Annotated in this window: 15 protein-coding genes and 1 tRNA gene; 14 read left to right on the top strand and 2 right to left on the bottom strand. The window is 53.3% G+C overall.

All coding sequences use genetic code 11. From position 1 onward, the window contains the following. Positions 1-140: 140 nt before the first annotated feature. Positions 141-1,301: an aminotransferase class V-fold PLP-dependent enzyme gene (locus BQ7382_RS06060; protein ID WP_077391196.1), complete on the bottom strand. Its 1,161-nt coding sequence runs from the start codon at positions 1,299-1,301 to the stop codon at positions 141-143. 211 nt (positions 1,302-1,512) lie between these two features. Between BQ7382_RS06060 and BQ7382_RS09535 the strand changes: the two genes are divergently transcribed. From BQ7382_RS09535 to BQ7382_RS06045, 4 genes are all read left to right on the top strand, one after another. Further along, positions 1,513-1,609 (top strand) — tRNA-Sec (locus BQ7382_RS09535). Positions 1,610-1,637: 28 nt separating this feature from the next. Next, complete coding sequence (selA, locus tag BQ7382_RS06055) at positions 1,638-3,044, top strand: L-seryl-tRNA(Sec) selenium transferase (protein ID WP_077391195.1); 1,407 nt, start codon at positions 1,638-1,640, stop codon at positions 3,042-3,044. A gap of 8 nt (positions 3,045-3,052) precedes the next feature. Then, positions 3,053-4,951, top strand: a complete 1,899-nt coding sequence (gene selB, locus BQ7382_RS06050) for a selenocysteine-specific translation elongation factor (protein WP_144082091.1) — start codon at positions 3,053-3,055, stop codon at positions 4,949-4,951. 53 nt (positions 4,952-5,004) lie between these two features. Further along, positions 5,005-5,577: a hypothetical protein gene (locus BQ7382_RS06045; protein WP_077391193.1), complete on the top strand. Its 573-nt coding sequence runs from the start codon at positions 5,005-5,007 to the stop codon at positions 5,575-5,577. Between the two features lie 328 nt (positions 5,578-5,905). On the opposite strand, the gene htpG is transcribed toward BQ7382_RS06045, so the two are convergent. Beyond that, positions 5,906-7,834 carry a molecular chaperone HtpG gene (gene htpG / locus BQ7382_RS06040; RefSeq protein ID WP_077391192.1) on the bottom strand — a complete coding sequence of 643 codons (1,929 nt, stop codon included), beginning with the start codon at positions 7,832-7,834 and terminating at the stop codon, positions 5,906-5,908. Between the two features lie 337 nt (positions 7,835-8,171). Here htpG and trxB point away from each other — a divergent pair, with 337 nt between their 5' ends. The 10 genes from trxB to grpE all read left to right on the top strand — a co-directional run bounded on the left by trxB (position 8,172) and on the right by grpE (position 17,415). Continuing rightward, positions 8,172-9,116 carry a thioredoxin-disulfide reductase gene (gene trxB, locus BQ7382_RS06035; RefSeq protein WP_077391191.1) on the top strand — a complete coding sequence of 315 codons (945 nt, stop codon included), beginning with the start codon at positions 8,172-8,174 and terminating at the stop codon, positions 9,114-9,116. Positions 9,117-9,314: 198 nt separating this feature from the next. Continuing rightward, a complete protein-coding gene (locus tag BQ7382_RS06030; RefSeq protein ID WP_077391190.1) occupies positions 9,315-10,157 on the top strand; it encodes an Mrp/NBP35 family ATP-binding protein in 843 nt (280 codons plus the stop codon). A 203-nt stretch (positions 10,158-10,360) separates the two neighbouring features. Then, complete coding sequence (locus BQ7382_RS06025; protein ID WP_077391189.1) at positions 10,361-10,894, top strand: helix-turn-helix domain-containing protein; 534 nt, start codon at positions 10,361-10,363, stop codon at positions 10,892-10,894. Between the two features lie 28 nt (positions 10,895-10,922). Then, positions 10,923-12,005 (top strand): ABC transporter ATP-binding protein, encoded by a 1,083-nt coding sequence (locus BQ7382_RS06020; protein ID WP_077391188.1) that lies wholly within the window; start codon positions 10,923-10,925, stop codon positions 12,003-12,005. Continuing rightward, complete coding sequence (locus BQ7382_RS06015; RefSeq protein ID WP_077391187.1) at positions 11,995-12,810, top strand: ABC transporter permease; 816 nt, start codon at positions 11,995-11,997, stop codon at positions 12,808-12,810. The genes BQ7382_RS06020 and BQ7382_RS06015 overlap by 11 nt, the downstream gene beginning before the upstream one ends. Then, on the top strand, positions 12,807-13,643 hold the full coding sequence (locus BQ7382_RS06010) for an ABC transporter permease (RefSeq protein ID WP_077391186.1): 837 nt from the start codon (positions 12,807-12,809) through the stop codon (positions 13,641-13,643). Before BQ7382_RS06015 ends, BQ7382_RS06010 begins: the two co-directional genes overlap by 4 nt. A 2-nt stretch (positions 13,644-13,645) precedes the next feature. After that, positions 13,646-14,704 carry an ABC transporter substrate-binding protein gene (locus BQ7382_RS06005; RefSeq protein WP_077391185.1) on the top strand — a complete coding sequence of 353 codons (1,059 nt, stop codon included), beginning with the start codon at positions 13,646-13,648 and terminating at the stop codon, positions 14,702-14,704. 137 nt (positions 14,705-14,841) lie between these two features. Then, the gene (gene rbr / locus BQ7382_RS06000; RefSeq protein WP_077391184.1) at positions 14,842-15,381 is read left to right on the top strand and encodes a rubrerythrin; all 540 of its coding nucleotides are present in this window, start codon (positions 14,842-14,844) and stop codon (positions 15,379-15,381) included. A gap of 290 nt (positions 15,382-15,671) precedes the next feature. Continuing rightward, positions 15,672-16,727 (top strand): heat-inducible transcriptional repressor HrcA, encoded by a 1,056-nt coding sequence (gene hrcA, locus BQ7382_RS05995; protein WP_077391183.1) that lies wholly within the window; start codon positions 15,672-15,674, stop codon positions 16,725-16,727. Next, complete coding sequence (gene grpE, locus BQ7382_RS05990; RefSeq protein WP_077391182.1) at positions 16,720-17,415, top strand: nucleotide exchange factor GrpE; 696 nt, start codon at positions 16,720-16,722, stop codon at positions 17,413-17,415. Before hrcA ends, grpE begins: the two co-directional genes overlap by 8 nt. Positions 17,416-17,498: the final 83 nt, after the last annotated feature.

Below are 17,498 nucleotides of genomic sequence, written 5' to 3'. Positions count from 1 at the left end.
CCTTAATGCTGGACTCTGTTTAAATGCTGGCATCTGCCATACTGTACCTGATAGGTTTCATCAATATCTTTACGGCACATTATAGCAGGAGCAAATAAATATGCGTATTGAAAAAATCAATACTCTGTGGAGTACAGCTCTTAGAGGGACTCGTGATCGTCTGCCGCCAGACTGTGTACCGCCGCGATCGCCGCGTCGATATCGTCTTCGGTGTTGAACGGCCCTATGGAAAATCTCACGGTCCCCTCAGGGAAGGTGCCGAGAGACTTATGAGCCAGCGGTGCGCAGTGGAGACCCACCCTGGTGCTGATATCGAATTCCTGAGTCAGGCGGAAAGCGTTGATCCCGTTGTCACCCTCCAGGAAATCGATGGAGACTACGGAGACCCGCCTGTCCGGATCTTCCGGACCCGTGACGCGCACGTTGCTTATGTCCGAAAGGCCGTTCATGAGGCGGATCGTCAAAGCCCTTTCCTTTTCCTGTATCTCATCGAAATGCTCCATGACCCATGCTGCGGAGGCGTGGAGCCCGAAGATGCCGGGGAGGTTGAGGGTGCCGCTCTCGAAGCGGTCCGGCAGTTCCTCAGGCATCTCGGCCATGTCGGAGTGGCTGCCGGTGCCTCCGGCCACGAGCGGAGTGATCTCACCTGCGATGGCGGGGTCTATGAGCATGACGCCAAGACCTTGCGGTCCGAGCATGGATTTGTGAGCTGGCACGGAAAGACCGCTGATGCAGCACTCCTGCATGTCGATCGGCGTATTGCCAGCCGTCTGGGCGGCATCGACGATGAAGATGACGCCTTCCTCGCGGCATTTCTGCCCTATCTCCCTGATCGGAAGCAGCGTGCCGCTTACGTTAGATGCGTGGACCATGATCACGGCCCTGAGGTCCGGGGTGATCATCTCGAGAGCTTTGTCCAGTTCAAGCTCGCCGTCTCTGTTGCACGGCATGTAGTCCACGGTGGCTATCCCCTGATCCACCAGCTGGGTCAGAGGCCTGTAGACCGCGTTGTGCTCCATCGAGGATGTGAGGAAGCGGTCGCCCTTTCGTGCAAGGCCCTTTATAAGAAAGTTGAGGGAGTAGGTGTTGCCCGGTGTGAAGATAGCGTTTCTGGCTCCGTAGCCGTTCATCATCTTGTCGATGAGCTGGCGGGTCTCCAGAACCACCTCCGCCGCGGAGTAGGCCTGCTGATATCCGCCCCTGTTGATGTTCGTCCCAACGTTTTTTATATAATCATACACGGCATCTGCCACCACGTCGGGCTTCGGAAATGATGTGGCGCCGTTATCGAGATAGATCATCTGGTTCTCCTGAAAATACACACTTCTGAAATGGGGGAAGATCCCCCGAACTGCCAGTTAGATGTTATTCCACGGCAGGTTCAAAGTCAATTCGCCGCCCGAAGTGGACAAAAACCAGGACGCAGCAAGTGATGCTCCGGCCGCCGGGATTCTGTAATATCCTCCTTGAAGGAAAGCCGCCCATGTGTTAAAATACGTGGCGTATGACTTTGGGGGTAGATAGGTGCTGGTGTGCCTTGCGGTCTTCAAAACCGTCATGAGGAGCTAAGACCTTCTCGGGTGGGTTCGATTCCCACATACTCCCGCCATTTTTCAAGTTGATACGAGGTGAATATCATGAAGAAGAATGAGGCCCTCAGGGCGCTCCCTAAGATAGATGAGGTGCTGAAGCAGCACCTCATTTCTGATTTTATCGGGGAAAAAGGAAAGACCGTTGTTACGGAGGCTGCGAGGAGAGTTGTGGAGTCCAGAAGGAAGGCCATACTCCTCATGGATCAGGACGAGCTGGATGCGCTGGATCCGGAGAGCCTGACGCCGGAGGCGGTGGCTGATCAGGTGGCAGAAGCTGTAAGGGCCATGGACAAAAACCACCTGTATCCGGTGATCAACTGCACCGGCACTATCCTCCACACCAACCTGGGCCGTGCGCCTCTCTGCAGAGACGCCGTGGAGAACGTTGCCAGAGTTGCAGAAGGTTATTCCAACCTCGAGTACGATGTGAAGGAGGGGCGGAGAGGCTCCCGCCATTCCATCATCCAGGATCTCCTCTGCGAGATAACCGGTACCGAAGACGTAATGATGGTTAACAACAACGCCTCTGCTACAATGCTGGTGCTTTCATCCATGGCCGCCGGAGGAGAGGCCGTGGTCTCGAGAGGAGAGCTGGTGGAGATCGGAGGGGCCTTCAGGATCCCAGACATTATGGAACAGAGCGGCGCCGTTCTCCACGAGGTAGGGACCACTAACAAGACCAAGCCTTCTAATTACGAGAACGCCATCAACGAGGAGACGAAGGTCCTCATGAAGGTCCACACATCCAACTACAAGATAATGGGCTTTACAGAGGAAGCTTCTCTGGAGGATCTGGTGAAGATCGGAAGGGAACACGACCTGCCTGTGATCTTCGATATGGGGAACGGCCTGATGCTGGACCTTTCACAGTACGGCCTGGACGAACCTAACGTCCCTGCCGCCATGGCCACGGGGATCGACGTCATCCTTTTTTCGGGAGACAAGCTCCTCGGCGGACCACAGGCGGGCATAATCGCCGGAAAGCGCAAATACATCGAGAAAATGAAAAAGCATCCTCTGGCCAGGGCGCTGAGGGTGGACAAGATGACCTTTGCGGCCATGGAGGAGACCCTCAAAAAATACAGGGACAGGGAGACGGCCCTGCGCGACATCCCGATCCTGCACATGATCAGCCAGAGCCCTGAGGAGATGAAGGGGAGAGCGGCCATGCTCGCCCACATGATATCGGAGATCTCTCCGGAGCTGGAGGTGGAGGTCACCGACGTGGAGGACCAGATAGGCGGCGGATCCGCGCCGATGGTGTTCCTCCCGGGTTCGGCAGTCGCCGTGAGATCGAGGTCCATGACCACGGACGCCATGGAGAGGGCACTCAGGAAAAACTCTGTTCCGGTCATTGCCAGGATCAAGGACGACCGCCTGCTCCTGTGCGTAAGGACGATGGAGAACGGAGAAGTGGAGAAGGTCGCCTGCGCCTTTGAGAACATAAGGTAGTGATAGACATGAAAAACATTATCATCGGTACCGCCGGCCACGTGGATCACGGCAAGACACAGCTGGTAAAGGCACTGTCCAACATTGATACGGACCGGCTGAGCGAGGAAAAGGAGAGGGGCATCACCATCGAGCTCGGCTTTGCCCATATCCCTAACGACCGGGGTTACAACATCGGAGTGATCGATGTTCCGGGCCACGAGAAATTCATCAAGAACATGCTGGCGGGGATCGGGGGCATAGACTTCGTGCTCTTCGTGGTCGCCGCCGACGAGGGGATCATGCCTCAGACCAAAGAGCATTTCGAGATCCTTCAGGCTCTGGGCATAGACGACGGCATCGTCGCCGTGACCAAGACGGACATGGTGGAGCCTGACTGGCTGGAGCTGGTCATATCCGACATTGAGGATTACTTCAAGGGCTCGTTCCTGGAGGGCAAGCCTATAATTCCTGTGTCTTCGAAGACAGGAGAGAACATCGACGTCCTCAAGGATGAGATATTGAAAAAGTGCGACAGGGAGATCAAGCGTCTCGAGGATCCGGATATGTTCCGGCTACCGGTGGACAGGGTGTTTTCCATGCCCGGTTTCGGGACCGTGGTCACCGGCACGCTCACTTCCGGCCGCTGCTCCGTGGGTGACGAGGTATATATCTTTCCCGAGAACGAAAAGGTTAAGGTCCGCGGGATCCAGACCTACGGCAACGACGTGAAGGAGGCGGTCGCCGGGCAGAGGACAGCCATCAACCTTGCGGCGGTCTCTAAGTCCGAACTGGACAGAGGAGACGTGATCGCGGCTAAAAACGCGGTTTCGGTGACGTCTATGATAGACGTGGAACTGAGTATTTTCAGGAACACCGACAGGGTGATAAAGAACAACAGCAGGGTCCACCTGTACTGCGGCAGTAAGGAGGCTCTCTGCAAGGTGATACTCCTGGACAGAGAGAACGCCGTGGCCGGAGACAGGGTCTACGCCCAGCTGAGGCTTGAAGAGCCGATCGCCGTGAGGAGGGGGGACAGGTTCATAATCAGGTTCTACTCTCCGATAATCACTGTCGGAGGCGGACGGATCCTGGACTCGCTGCCGGCCAAGCATAAGAGGAACAGGCAGGAGGTCCTGGACGCCATGGACGTGCTGGCCGCGGGAGACCTTGGGGCGATCGCCTGCCTGAAGACAGGCGAGAGACATTTTTACACGGCAGAGGAGCTGGCCTTCGAGCTGGGCGTGATGCCTGAGAAGTTCAGGCCGTACCTGGAAGAGGAGATCGGGAAAGGCAATATCGCGGTTCTGGAGGGAGGCCTGCTGGTCGGCGGGGGAAAGCTCCGCTATATGGAGAACTCGCTCACGGAGCTTCTGGCACGGTACCACGAGGAAAATCCGCTGTCTCCGGGAATGTCCAAGCAGGAGCTGCTCAGCCGCCTCGGTGACATGTGGCACATCGACAAAGAGCGGATAGTTTCATCTGTGGTGACTTTGATGACCGAGAATGGTAAAATCACCGTACGAGACAAGTCTGTTGCTCTTGCTGACTTCAAGGTCAGCTTTACTCCGGAGCAGCAGGCGCTCAGAGAGAAACTGCTCAAGGCTTATGGGGATGCCGGCACAGAGATGCTGAAGAACGAGGACCTTATAAGTAAATTTGGATCAGCCCCGTCTATCACAGCGATCCAGACTGACCTGGCAGAAACAGGGGAGATCGTTAAAGTCAGTCCTGAGTACTACATTTCCAGGAAAGGATGGAAACAGGCCGTTGACGCTGCTGTCTCTCTGGGTAAGGAAAAAGGATTTACTCTTGCAGAGTACAGGGACGAGCTGGGGACTTCGAGGAAGTTTGCTTCGGTTCTGCTCCAGGCTCTCGACAAGAACAGGATCACAATTTTTGATGGAGAGACCAGGAGGGTACACTAGATCTCTTACCAGATCTCTTCCTGGAATGAAGTGAGTAATACAGGAGAGTATTGATGAAAAAAGCTAAGAAAATACTGCTGGCAGGCCTCGTCTTCGCAATGGTGCTGGCCATGACCGCCTGCGGAAAGAATTCCACGCCGTCGGAGTCCGTCGAATCGGAGCTGAAGGCCGTGCAGAACGAAAGCATCAGCGACCTCGAGAAGACCATGCCTAACACCATGGATTCTTCCTACAGCGACGACTGGAAGAGCTTCCTGAAGAAGATCCAGAAGTTCGACTACAAGATAAAGGATGAGAAGATCAAGGGCAATAAAGCCACGGTGACCGTGACCATCAAGACCTACGACTTTGGTAATGCATATCAGGAGACTTACAACCAGATCGTGCAGGACGCCCAGAGCGGCACCATAACATCTTCCACTGATGTTACAAAGTATGTGTATGACCTGATGTTCAAGAATCTCCTTGCGGTAGACAAAAAGACCTACTCGAAGGACGTGGTCATCAACTGCAAGAAGAACGATGACGGCGAGTGGGAAACTGATGTTCAGAGCAACGAGCAGTTCCTGAATGCCATCATGGGAGGTCTGGAAGACAAGATCGCCGAGATGAGCAGCGCGCAATAGCGCCGGACTATCGTGGCTCTAGTGGCCTTGGTGATCCAGGGCGATCCACCAGACGCGCCGACGCGCTGCGATCACACCGATCACGCCGATCACGATGGGCGTTAGTGATGAACATCAACAATTAGCGTTAGTTACGAGGCCGCCGCATTTTGGTCAAAATGCGGCGGCCTCGTTTTTTGCCCTATAAGCGAAGAACCAAAAAAGGGAGACGGCAAAATCGCCATCTCCCGAAAAACGCGAAGAATTTTTTTCAACATCCAAAGTGTGTCAGCGAGAAACACCCCCAGCGTCACACTATGTGACACCTGGCGGGAAACGCCTGGCTGCTTTATTTCATCAGCTTGCAGATCCTGTTGCTGAAGTCCACCGGATCCTCCACCGGCATGCCTTCGATGAGCATCGCCTGGTCGTACAGGAGCAGAGAGTAGTCGGTGATCTTTTCCTGGTCGCCTGCCTCTACCGCGGACTTCAGGGCCTGGAAGAACTGGTGATCCGAGTTCAGCTCGAGGATCTTGTCGGCCTTGAGAGTATCCTCATCGCCGCCCATCATTGCGGCCTGAGCCTTCAGTACCTTTTCCATCTCGAGAGACAGACCGTCTCCCGTGGCGAAGCACACCGGATGATCCTTCAGCCTGTTGGAGATGATCACAGAGCTTACCTTGTCACCGAGAACATTCTTCACGGCGTCAAGGACGTCCTTGTTGGCCTCGTTCTTTTCTTCTGCGGCCTTCTTCTCGTCCTCCGACTCTTCGAACCCGAGGTCCTTGTCTGAGATGTTCTTGAACTCCTTGCCATCGTAGTCGCGCATCATCTTCAGTGCGAACTCGTCGATGTCGTCGGTGCAGAGGAATACCTCGTAGCCTTTTTCCTTGAAAGGATCCATCTGAGGGGTCTTCTTGATCTTATCGGTGGACTCTCCTGTTGCATAGTAGATGAACTTCTGGTCCTCAGGCATCCTGTCCACGTATTCCTTGAATGTGGCGTAGTCGTCCGTGGTGCTGCTGGTGAACATGAGGAGATCCTGGAGCTTGTCCTTGTTGGATCCGAACTCGTCGTATGCTCCATATTTGAGCTGCATGCCGAAGTTCTTGAAGAACTTGTTGTAGTTCTCCCTGTCGTGCTCTTCCATGTCCTTGAGCTCCTGAAGGATCTTCTTTTCGATCCTCTGGGCGATGGCCTTGACCTGTCTGTCCTGCTGAAGCATCTCTCTGGAGATGTTCAGGGAGACATCCTGGGAATCGACGAGTCCCTTTACGAAGCTGAGGTATGACGGAAGCAGCTCCTCGCAGCTGTCCATGATCATCACGCCGCTGGAGTAAAGCTGCAGACCCCTCTTGAAGTCCTTCGTGTAGTAGTTGAAGGGTACCTGGCTCGGGATGAACAGCAGTGCGTTGTAGGAGAGTACGCCTTCCACGTTCGTGTGTATCACCTTGAGCGGGTCTGTCCAGTCGCTGAACTTGTTCTTGTAAAACTCGTTGTACTCCTCGTCGGTGATCTCCGATTTCTTGCGCTTCCAGATAGGGATCATGCTGTTCAGCTTTTCGTCCTCGTGGTAGGTCTCGTATTCAGGCTTGTAGTCCTCGGCTTTCTTTTCCTCCTCGGTCGCCTCCACCTCTCTGGTCTTTGTGCAGTTCATCACGATAGGGTAACGTATATAATCGGAATACTTTCTCACGAGGGACTTGATCCTGAACTCCTGGAGGTAGTCGCTGTACTTCTCGTCGTCGGTGTCCTCGCGGAGATACAGGGTTATGGTGGTGCCTGCTTCAGGCCTCTCGGCCTCCTCGATGTCGTAACCGTCAGAGCCCTCACTGGTCCAGAGGAATGCCTGGTCGGAGCCCATAGCCCTTGATACGACTTCGATCTTCTGGCTGACCATGAAGGCGGAATAGAAGCCCACGCCGAACTGACCGATTATGTCTGTGTCGTTCTTCTCGTCCTTGTTCTCGTTCTTGAACTTATAAGAACCGCTCTCGGCGATGGTGCCCAGGTTGTTTTCCAGCTCATCCCTGGTCATGCCGATGCCGTTGTCGCTGATGGTGAGGGTGCGTGCATCCTTGTCAGGAGTGATGCGGATCTCGTAGTCGTCGCGGGACATGCCGGTCTTACCCTCGGAGGCCTCCTTGAAGTATCTCTTGTCGATTGCGTCGCTGGCGTTGCTGATCAGCTCTCTCAGGAATATTTCTTTGTTTGTGTAGATGGAGTTGATCATCATGTCCAGCAGGCGCTTGGATTCGGATTTGAATTGTTTCTTCATAAAAAAATTACCTTCTTTCACCGTGCAGAGCGGCCCGTGGAGATGGCCCCGGGAGGGAGAGTCCCGTCGCTCTGCAGAATGCTGTTAGCACTCACGTCTTTAGATTGCTAATAGAAATGATAGTCATATTGTCGTGCGATTTCAACCGGGAAAATGTAATATCACAGAATTTTCATAATCCGGGGACAGACTACACAAAAATTCGGTTGCGCACAATGGATTATTGGATATAATGGAATCGCAGAGATGCTTAAGGAGATGCTTAAAAAGAGCTCTTCCCCGGATGCGGCCGGAGGACCGCCAGGGGATCCGATAGATCAGAAGAAGGAGAGAGAACATGGCTGAGAGATTCGATGTAATAATAGTAGGCGGAGGCCCTGCAGGCCTCACAGCGGGAATATACGCAGGAAGGGCGGGAAAGACCGCCGCGGTATTCGAAAGAGAAACGATAGGCGGACAGATCACTTTTACCGACTCGATCGACAACTATCCGGGCACTCCGGGGATCAGCGGCGCCGAGTACGCCATGAAGCTGAAGGACCAGGCCGAGGAGTTCGGGACTCAGGTCATCATGGACGAGATCACAGAGATCAAGAAGCCAGGGAAGGAAGGAGAGCCTTTCGTGGTGAAGGCAACGGAGAACACCTACGAGGCCACGGCAGTGATACTTGCCACGGGACTTTCCAGCAGGAGGATGGGCATCCCGGGTGAAGCTGAACTCATAGGGAAAGGGATCTCCTTCTGCGCGGTGTGCGACGGCATGTTCTTCAGAGGCAAGGACGTCGCCGTATACGGCGGTGGAAATACGGCTCTTGAGGACGCCATTTACATGTCCCAGCTGGCCTCTTCCGTGACCATTATTCACCGGAGAGACCGTTTCAGAGGCGAGGATACACTGGTGCGCCAGCTTAAGTCAAAGGACAACGTGAAGTTCTGCATGAACAGCACCGTAACTGGAGTCTCCGGAAGCCCGTTGCTGGATTCCGTCGAGGTGACGGACAAGGAGACCGGGGAAAAGAAGGAACTCAAGGTAAACGGACTTTTCGTGGCCATCGGCAAGATACCTAACGGAAAGGTCTTCGCGGACCTGGTGGAAGAGGACGACAGGGGATACTACAAGTCCGGGGAGGACTGCCTGACCATGACACCGGGAGTGTTCACTGCGGGGGATGGCAGGGACAAGGCCGTGAATCAGCTGACAACTGCCGTGGCAGACGGCGCCGTTGCCGCCACGGCTGCTTGCCACTACGTGGACAGGCTCAGCGGGAACGAGTACGTATAAAAAACGTGGAACATGCCATTAAGAGAGGCGCAGAAGTCCTTCGACTGCACATAAATTCCCTCTTATAAACAGGGAATTTGATTTTTACCATCTTATATGCAATAATAACGGGGCTTTGGGAGAGCGGCGGCTTTCTTCCACCGTATCCCGGAGATCTGATAGCGAAAATAACAGAAAGTATATCTACGGAGGTATGAAATGGCAGAGGTAAGCCAGGAATGTACTCATGACTGCGGCAGCTGCGGTGCTGACTGCGGCAGCAGAGAAGGCGGCGGGATCCAGAAGGAAAAACTGAGTGACGGCAGCAGCGTAAAGAAGGTTATCGGAGTCGTAAGTGGAAAAGGCGGCGTTGGCAAGTCCCTGGTGACCGCTTTGTCCGCAGTTGCGGCGAGCCGGAACGGATACAAGACCGCGATAATGGACGCGGACATCACAGGTCCGTCCATCCCTAAGATGTTCGGGATACACGAGAAGGCGGCGGCAACGGAGATGGGTATCATCCCATGCGCCAGCGACAGCGGGATACAGGTGATGTCCCTGAACCTGCTGACGGAAAACGAGACAGACCCTGTCATCTGGAGAGGCCCGGTCATCGGAGGAGCAGTATCTCAGTTCTGGACTGATGTCGCCTGGGGAGACCTTGACGTGATGTTCATCGACATGCCTCCGGGGACGGGAGATGTTCCTCTCACGGTGTTCCAGTCTCTGCCTGTGGACGGGATCATCGTTGTGACATCGCCTCAGGAGCTGGTGTCCATGATCGTGGAGAAGGCGGTGAAGATGGCCTCCATGATGAATATCCCTATCCTGGGGATCGTAGAGAACATGAGCTATCTCACATGCCCTCACTGCGGCGAGAAGATCAGCGTGTTCGGAGAGAGCAGGATCCAGAAGGTGGCAGAGGAGAACGGCACCAGGGTGCTGGCTCAGCTCCCTATAGACCCTCAGTTCGCAGAGCTGTCGGACAAGGGAAGGATCGACAGGGTACCAGGAGAGCCGATGGCGGCCGTACTGGACGTGCTGAAGGACCTGGGCCTGTAGGCCGGAACTCGGGAATTCACTTTTACTAAACTTTTTGTTTAAATTTACTTGACTTCTCTACGGGGTCAAGTATAATTTTTTTGGCTTTGTTTAGAAATACTAAACGAAAAAATTAGAAGCTCTGAGGCTCCGGTGAGCATGTGATCTCCGGGACTCAGGGCTTTTCATCGGGAAGTTGAAGAACTGAAAGACAGGAGATCTCAATGGATATCGGCGAAGGAATAAAGAGCCTGCGAAATGAGAGAGGCCTGACCCAGGAGGAGCTGGCTGACAGGGCCGAGCTCTCCAAGGGTTTCATCTCACAGGTGGAGCGAAACCTCACTTCTCCTTCTATTTCTACATTGGAGGACATACTGACTTGCCTTGGAACGGATCTGAGGGAGTTTTTCTCAGCGAACGAAGACCGGCAGGTGGTGTTTGGACAGGAGGATTACTTCCTCAAGGAGGACGAGGAGAACGGAGCATCAATAGAGTGGATCGTCCCTAATGCCCAGAAAAACGATATGGAGCCGATCCGCCTCACCTTGAAGAAAGGTGGCGGGACCTCTCCTGTGGGACCTTTTGAGGGAGAGGCCTTCGGGTATGTGATATCCGGGTCTGTCACCCTTCACTACGGCAGAGAGACGGCGAGAGTGGGCAAGGGAGAGACGTTTTACGTCCGATGCGACAAGACTCATTTTCTCACATCGAAGACGGGAGCACAGGTGATCTGGGTAAGTGCCCCTCCGGGATTTTAAGGGATATCACGACACGGGAGGAAGACAATTGAAGGAACTTATAAGGCTTGAGAACATAACCAAGAGCTTTGAGGACACCGACGTCCTCAGGGGCATCGACCTTACCATCAACGAGAACGAGTTCGTCACCATACTGGGACCGTCGGGCTGCGGCAAGACCACTATGCTCCGCATCATCGGAGGCTTCGAGACGCCGGATGACGGACGCGTCCTTTTCGAGGGAAAAGACATCACGAACACCCCGCCGAACAAGCGCCACCTGAACACCGTTTTTCAGAACTACGCTCTGTTCCCGCATATGGACGTCTATGACAACATCGCCTTCGGGCTGAGGGTCAGCAGGACTCCTGAGGACGAGATCAGCGAGAGGGTGCGTTCCGCCCTCAAGATGGTGAATCTTTCAGGCTTTGAAAAAAGGACGATCGACAAGATGTCAGGCGGGCAGCAGCAGCGTGTGGCTATGGCCAGAGCGATAGTGAACAGGCCTAAACTTCTGCTTCTGGACGAGCCGCTCGGTGCTCTCGACCTTAAACTACGCCAGGAGATGCAGTACGAGCTGGTCGGGCTGAAGCACGAGCTCGGGATCACCTTCATTTACGTGACCCATGACCAGGAAGAGGCCCTGACCATGTCGGATACTGTCGTAGTCATGAACAACGGGCTGATCCAGCAGATGGGCACACCTGAGGAGATATACAACGAACCGGAAAACGCCTTTGTGGCCGACTTCATCGGTGACAGCAACATCCTGTCCGGGAACATGATCAGAGACAGGCTCGTGCGTATCAACGGCGTGGACTTCGAGTGCGTGGACACGGGATTCGCTCCAAACGAGCCGGTGGATGTGGTCATCAGACCGGAGGACATCGAGATCAGGCCTTACGGAGAGGGCATAGTGAACCTGGAGATAACCAGCAACCTGTTCATCGGGGTCCACTACGAGATGCTGGCCTACAGTGAGGACGGATACGATTTTGAATGGCTGCTCCAGAATTACGATTCCTATCAGGTAGGGGAAAAGGTGGGCATGTACGTCCAGCCTCAGAACATCCAGATAATGCACAAGCCGGTATCGCAGGAACAGGAGGTTATGGATCTCGATGAAATATAGCAAGTGGTGGGCATCTCCTTTCATACTGTGGATCGCGATCGGAACGGTGGTGCCTGTTTTTTCCATCGCGTATTACGGACTGACGGACAGGTCCGGGAACTTCACCTTTGAGAACATCATGGCCACATTTCAGGCCGAACACATGCAGGCCCTCGGCCTGTCGCTTTTGCTTGCCCTTGTCAGCACGGCGGTCTGCTTCATTCTGGCCCTGCCGATGGCCATGATCCTGAGGAACAGCAAGAGAGGAAAGACAGGAATGGTGATCTTCGTGTTCATACTCCCGATGTGGATGAACTTCCTTCTGAGGACCATGGCGTGGCAGGTCCTCCTGGAAAGGGAGGGAGTCATCAATTCCCTTCTGAACGCTGTGGGACTCCCGGGCCAGCACCTGATCAATACTCCTGGTGCCATAGTGCTGGGCATGGTGTACGATTTTCTGCCGTTCATGATACTGCCGATATACAATGCTGCATGCAAGATCGACAACCGCCTCATCGAGGCGGCCTATGACCTCGGAGCCGATACAGGAACGGTCTACCGCAAGGTGATTTTTCCACTTCTCATACCCGGCTTCGTGAGCGGTGTCACCATGGTGTTCATCCCGGCTCTCACCACCTTTGTTATTTCCAACATGCTGGGCGGCGGAAAGATCAACCTCATCGGAAACATTATCGAGCAGGAGTTCACCGTGAGCTCCAACTGGTACCTGGGATCCGGAATGTCCCTCGTGATGATGGTATTCATAATCATAACAATGCTGATGTTCAGCAAATTCGACAAGTCGGGAGGTGAGAGCCTGATATGAGCAACGGAAAGAAAACTGCGAAGGCGGCAAGCGCCGTCTACATGGTCATCATCATGCTTTTTCTGTATCTGCCGATACTGACCCTCACCGTGCTCTCGTTCAATGAAAGCAAATCCATGTCTGTGTTCACAGGCTTTTCCCTCCGGTGGTACCGGGAGATGTTCCAGAACAAGCTGATAATGAACGCGGTGCTTAACACATTCGCCATTGCACTGTCCGCGGCATGGATCTCCACTGCCATCGGCACGGCGGCCTGCCTGGGCATGTCGGGCATGAGGAAGAGAGATCAGGACGTGATCCTGACCTTCAACAACATCCCGATGCTGAATGCGGATATAGTTACGGGCATTTCACTGATGCTTACATTTATCATGGTGAGATTCCCACTCGGGTACACGACGGTGCTCCTGTCTCACATAACCTTCTGCATTCCTTACGTGGTGCTGTCAGTCAGACCGCGGCTGAACAAGGGGACGGCCACCCTGTTTGAGGCGGCAATGGACCTTGGAGCGTCAAGGTCATATGCCTTCACAAGAATAGTGATCCCGGAGCTCCTTCCAGGGATGATATCCGGATTTCTGCTCTCATTTACGATGTCTGTGGACGATTTCATCGTCACATACTTCACCAGGGGTGCAGGCATAAACACCATCTCCACATTGATCTACAGCCAGGTCAAGGTAGGGATCAGACCTACTCTGTTCGCGCTGTCCACCATCATCTTCCTCGTCGCTCTGGTCGTCCTGCTGTTCAGCAACATGGACATGGCCGGAGGAAGAAGAGTTGAGAAGAAAGACGCCGGTGAGAAGATGCAGCTGAAGGAGGATTATTAAGGGTGAAAAAAGGACTTTGGTTTTTCGCAGTGACCGGCATTCTGGCGCTGGTGCTTACTATCGTGAGAAGCAGCGGCTCCACATCCTCCGGTGTGCTGTATGTGTATTGTTATGGGGATTACTACGATCCCGCCATCGTCGAGGAATTCCAGAAGGAGACTGGCATACAGGTCATCCAGGACACTTATGATACCGCCGAGGAGCTGTATCCCATCATCGAAAACAATCCTTCCAGATACGATGTGGTATGCACCTCTGATTACATGATCGGCAAGATGGAAGACAATGACATGCTGGCTCCTCTGGACAAGGACAAAATACCGAACCTGAAGAACATGGATCCCGTGTACATGAAGAAGGCCGAGGAGTATGATCCGGGCAATACCTATTCCGTACCGCACGCCTGTGGAACTGCAGGAATAATGTACGATCCAACAAGGGCGAAAGGAGTGGATTTCAGCTCCTGGAACGCACTTTGGGATCCAAAACTCAAGAACGAGATCGTTATGCCGGACAGCCTCAGGGATGATTATATGATCGCCCTCAGCAGGAGAGGCTACGACATCAATACGGAGGATCCGACGCAGCTGAAAGAAGCAACGTCAGATCTTATAGAGCAGAAGCCTCTTGTGTACAAATACGCCAACGATTCCGCGAGAGACCTGGTAGCGGACGGATCGGCGATAGCGGGTGTTGTCTGGAACGGTGAATACAAGTACATAAAGGATCTGAACAAGAACGCGGAGTTTTCTGTACCGGAAGAGGGGACAGAGTTCTTCATCGACGCCTGGGTGGTGCCGAAGGAGGCAAAGAACAAGGCAAACGCCATGAAGTGGATCAACTTCCTTTGCAGGGGCGACATAGCCTACAAGAACTTTGAGTACCTGTACTACACCATCCCTAACACCGCCGCCTACAAAAAAATGTCCCCTGAGATAAGGAATAATGAGGCTATTTTCCCAACGGAGGAGACCCTGGAGAGGTGCCACTCTCTGAGGACTCTGAGTCACGATGGAGATGCCCTGTATAGCAGTGAGTGGAAGAAGGTCAAGGGAGATTGATAAAAGTAAAAAACATAAATTGAACATATTCTTTCGAAAAAAATACTTAGAATCAGACTGATTTAGTATATAATAAATGCGACCGCAGATGCGGCCGGGAGTACGTTATCGGGGATGAACATCAGGAGGAAAAAAACATGGCCAACAAGTACGAAGGAACACAGACCGAGAAGAACCTGCAGGCGGCATTTGCCGGAGAGTCACAGGCTACCAACAAGTACAGATACTTCGCATCGGTAGCGAAGAAAGAAGGATTCGAGCAGATTTCTGCAATTTTCCAGCACACGTCCGACAACGAGAAGGAGCACGCAAAGCTTTGGTTCAAGGAGCTGGACGGCATCAGCGATACGGCGCACAACCTGGTTTCGGCTGCCGAGGGCGAGAACTATGAGTGGACTGACATGTATGCAGGATTTGCTGAGACAGCAGACAAGGAAGGCTTCAAGGAGCTGGCGGCGAAGTTCAGAATGGTGGCAGCTATCGAGAAGACCCACGAGGAACGCTACAGAGCTCTCCTCCACAATGTAGAAGCACAGGAAGTGTTCGAGAAGAGTGAAGTCAAGGTGTGGGAATGCCGCAACTGCGGACACATCGTTGTGGGAACGAAGGCCCCTCAGGTATGCCCTGTATGTGCGCACCCTCAGGCATTCTTCGAGATCAGAAGCGAGAACTATTAATAGAAGACAGCCCTTTTTCAGGGGCGGAAATACATAAGAGAAGAATGGGCTCAAGGCTGGAAATATCCGGCCTCGGGCCCTTGTTTTATTACATTTTCCCGTCACCAAAAAAACACATTGTTCAGTAAATAGCCTGTTGACAGGTGGAAGGGGTAAGAGTATATTAATGACAGTGATTAGCACTCCACATAAATGAGTGCTAATAATAAAAGAAACAAGACGATATATATAGATAAAGCATTGGAGGATTTCTGCGGAAAACCATTTGGCTGCAGAGAACAGGAGGAGATATGGACCTCAGTGAAAGAAAATTAAAGATCCTTCAGGCTATCATCAACGATTATGTAATCACAGCGGAACCGGTGGGCTCCCGGACGCTGACCAAGAAATATGATCTTGGAGTCAGCGCTGCGACCATAAGGAACGAGATGTCAGACCTGGAGGATATGGGATATCTTACCCACCCACACACGTCCGCTGGCCGGGTCCCTTCAGACAAGGCGTATCGCCTGTACGTAAACGAACTGATGGGGAAGAGGCCGCTCACGAAGGGTGAGAAGCAGGCCATCAACGAGAAGCTCACGGTGGATCTCAACGAGTTCGACGACACCATCAAGCACGCCGCGGAGCTCCTCTCGGAGATCACAAAGCTGGCGTCGTTCGCCATGACACCGGAGAACAGCAAAGACACCCTTAAATTCATAAAGCTTTTACCTGTGAACGAGTCCGCAGTTGTGATGATGATCGTAGCCGACAGCGGAAACATCAGTAACACGACCCTGAGGATGAGCACCCCGTATACTCCGGAGGCTCTTGAGATACTCAGCAAGACCATGACCTACAACTACAAGGGTAAGACGATCGATGATGTCCTGAGGAGCGATCTCATCGACGACTTCAACAGCGACATCGAAGCCCTGAATGCCCTTACGAAGACGGTTATGCCGAGCTTCGTAAGGACCCTCGAGGACATGCTGAACGTGAACCTCTACATGGAAGGCCTCACGAACATTTTCAACATCCCTGAGTACAGCAGCATCGACAAGGCCCGGGCCTTCATAGAGACCCTGAGCAGGAGAGATGAGTTCACCAGGGACATGCTCCAGAGGGATGACGGCATGATCGTCACCATCGGTGAAGAGAACACGGAAGACGACATGAAGGATTACTCCCTCATCACAGCTTCCTACCACGTTGACGGGAAGCTGGTAGGCAAACTGGGAGTCATCGGCCCTACCAGAATGAACTACGGTGAGGTCACATCGATAATGGAATATCTAAGCGACAATCTGAGCAGATCGTTCAGGCTTGTGAGCGGAAAGGACAAGGACGACAAAGATGAGTGAAGAGAAGAACACAGAGGCTGAGATCAGAGATCAGGAGGCGCAGAAGGAAAAGGATGCTCCGGTGGAGGAGGATCAGAGCGCGTCCGGCGGTCAGGCCCCGGTGGGCGATGAGGATAAAGAGAAGGAAAATAAGGAAGAAAAAAAGGAACCGGAAGGTGCGGAAGTCTGCGGCGATGAGAAAGAAGCTTCGTCTGCGGGGGAGAAGTCCGGTGACGGCAGCGGTGACAATGGCGCAGAAGAAAAGAAAGAAGCGCCTAAAACAGCTGATGAACAGAAGAAAGAAGACGACGAAAAGTATATGCGCCTGATGGCCGAGTTCCAGAACTACAAGAAGAGAGTGGCCAAGGAGAAACAGGATATACAGACCTTCGCCAACGAGAAGATAGTAAAGGAGCTGCTGGAGGTCCTGGATAACTTCGAGAGATCTCTTCAGCACAGCGACGATATCGATGAAAACTACGTGAAAGGCATGGAGATGATCTTCCAGCAGCTCAGAAAGGCACTGGAAGACGCAGGCCTCAGTGAGATAGATGCTCTGGGCACCGAGTTCGATCCGACTCTCCACAATGCGGTTATGCAGGAGGACTCCGAGGAATACGAAAGCGGCAAGGTCAGCAAGGTCCTTCAGAAAGGATACAAGCTGAACGACAAGGTGATCAGGGCTGCAATGGTAGCAGTGGTCAAGTAACCATCCGACCGCTGATGACATACATCATTTTCACCGGGCTGACAGGCCCGGGGGCATAGGATCAGAAAAAAATAAACGGCATA

The organism is Mobilibacterium timonense (assembly GCF_900155555.1).
Taxonomy (GTDB): domain Bacteria; phylum Bacillota; class Clostridia; order Peptostreptococcales; family Anaerovoracaceae; genus Allobaileyella; species Allobaileyella timonense.
The sequence above is the reverse complement of the archived record's forward strand: the minus strand, read 5'-3'. Positions and strand labels throughout refer to the sequence as shown.